Origin of the sequence: Dietzia sp. CQ4 (genome assembly GCF_014145125.1) — a bacterium.
In the GTDB taxonomy this organism is placed as follows: Bacteria; Actinomycetota; Actinomycetes; order Mycobacteriales; family Mycobacteriaceae; genus Dietzia; species Dietzia natronolimnaea.
In genome coordinates, this window is record NZ_JAALDZ010000440.1 from 1 (window position 1) to 2,230 (window position 2,230).

Genomic DNA, 2,230 nt, shown 5'->3' on the forward strand with positions numbered 1-2,230 from the left:
GCACCTGGCCGTCGATCTCCGGTCAGCACTGCTCGATCCGTCCACGGCCCCGGCGGACGCCACCCACGCCGCGGGTCTCCTGGCAGGGCTCCGGGACGCCGGGGTCGCCGAGGCGGACCCCGGGGCCTGGTACGGCTCGGGCGGGCCGTCCACCGCGGCGCCCCCCTTCCCCGTGGCACCGGGGGAGCCGGTGGTCGTGCTGTCTCCGTCGGGGTTCGGAGCGCTCGAGGAATGTCCGCTCCGGTGGTTCCTGCAGAAGGTCAGGGGTGATTCCGCCGATCCGGGGTCGGAGGCGGCGCTCATCCGTGGTTCGGCGGTCCACGCGCTCACCCAGGCGGTGGAGGGGGGGATCGGCGAGGACGCACTCCGGGCGGCGGTACACCGCCGGGCCGAGGCGCTCACGCGTGCCCGCGGCTGGTTCGCCGAGAGGGGTGCGGAATCGATGGTGGGCATGGCCGAGACGTTCCGGCGGTGGCGGACCGAGACCCGGGACGAGTACACGACCGCCGGGGTGGAGGAGGCGTTCGCCTTCGACGTCCGGGGTGGGGTGCGGATCCGCGGGCGGATCGATCGACTCGAGGCCACCCGCGCCGGCGAGGTGGTCCCCGTGGACATCAAGACCTCACCCGGCGCCGTGTCCAAGGCGGTGGCCGCGACACATCCCCAGCTCGCCCTGTACCAGCTGGCGGTGTCGGAGGGCGCTGTCGAGTCCGCCGCGGGTCGTGCGCCGGGGGGAGGGCTCCTGGTGTACCTCGGGGGCCGGGAGGGCCGCATGCCCACGGAGCGAGTCCAGGATCCGCTCGGCAGCGAGGGCGCGGAGGCCCTGACCGAGCGCGTGGTCGAGGCCGGCCGTGCGACGGCGGGGCCGGACTACACGGCCCGTGTGGGACGGTGGTGCGACCACTGCGGCGTCCGTTCCAGTTGCCCCGCCCAACCCGAGGGTCGGCAGGTGAGCGGGTGACCTCGTCGACAGGACCCCACGACATCGCTGACGCACTCGGCGTCCACCGTCCGACCCCGGAACAGGCCGCGGTGATCGCCGGCCCCACGGAGCCGACACTCGTCCTGGCCGGCGCCGGCGCGGGCAAGACCGAGACCATGGCCGCCCGCGTGGTGTGGCTGGTGGCCAACGGTCACGCGCGCCCGTCGGAGATCCTGGGGCTCACCTTCACGCGCAAGGCCGCCCAGCAGCTGTCCAGGAGGATCCGGCGGCGGCTCGAGGCGCTCGCCGCGAGCCCGCTGTGCACCGGCCCCGGGGCGGATCCCCGGATCGCGGAGTCGATACGCACGGAGGATCCGCAGATCTCGACCTATCACGCGTTCGCGGGCACACTCCTCGGGTCCTACGGCCTGCTCGTCCCGGTCGAACCGGACTCCCGCCTGCTCACGCCCACGGCGGCGTTCCAGCTCGCGTACGACGTCGTCTCGCGGTGGGAGTCCCCGCTCGCCACGGGGTCGTCCGCCGCGCAGGTGACCCGCGACGTCCTGACTCTGGCAGGGCAACTGTCCGAGCATCTCGTGAGCACCGACGACCTGCGCTCCCACCCCGATCTCCTCACCACCCTCGTCGCCACCCTGCCCGGCGGGCCCGGCCAGCGTGCGGCTCCGACCAGATGGCTCGACGAGGTCGCCACCGTCCAGGGGCACCGCGACGAGCTGGCCGATCTGGTGGACGCGGTCTCCGCCCGGATGCGCGAGGAGTCCGCGCTGGACCACGCCTCACAGATGGCGCTCGCCGCGACGGTGGCCCGCGACCATCCCCAGGTCGGCGCGGCCGAACGTCGGGCGTTCCGCGTCGTGCTGCTGGACGAGTACCAGGACACGGGCCACTCCCAGCGGGTCCTGCTGACCTCGTTGTTCGGCGGCGGCGCGGGCCCGGTCCCCGCGGTCACGGCGGTGGGGGACCCGATGCAGTCCATCTACGGGTGGCGGGGGGCCTCGGCCTCCAACCTCGACCGCTTCCGCGACGACTTCCCCCGCCCCGGAGGGCGGCGGTCCCACCTCCGCGAGCTCACCACCTCGTGGCGCAACCCCCCCGAGGTGCTCTCCCTGGCCAACCGGATCACCCTGCCGCTGCGGGACCGGCCGGGCTCCGTGCCGGTCCCACAGCTGCGCGCGCGCCCCGGGGCCCCTCCCGCGGACCTGAGGGTGGCGGTGCTGGACACGGCGGAGGCCGAGCGGGAGTGGCTGGCCGACTCGGTGGCGTCCCGGTACCGCTCGGCGGTGGCGG

2 protein-coding genes are annotated in these 2,230 nt (G+C 74.8%); both read left to right on the forward strand.

Annotation, left to right across the window (positions count from 1 at the left end; all coding sequences use genetic code 11):
* Positions 1-961 (forward strand): PD-(D/E)XK nuclease family protein (locus G6031_RS18520; RefSeq protein WP_182654083.1); only part of this gene is annotated, 961 nt, incomplete at its 5' end.
* Positions 958-2,230 (forward strand): UvrD-helicase domain-containing protein (locus G6031_RS18525; protein WP_182654084.1); only part of this gene is annotated, 1,273 nt, incomplete at its 3' end. The genes G6031_RS18520 and G6031_RS18525, both read left to right, overlap by 4 nt.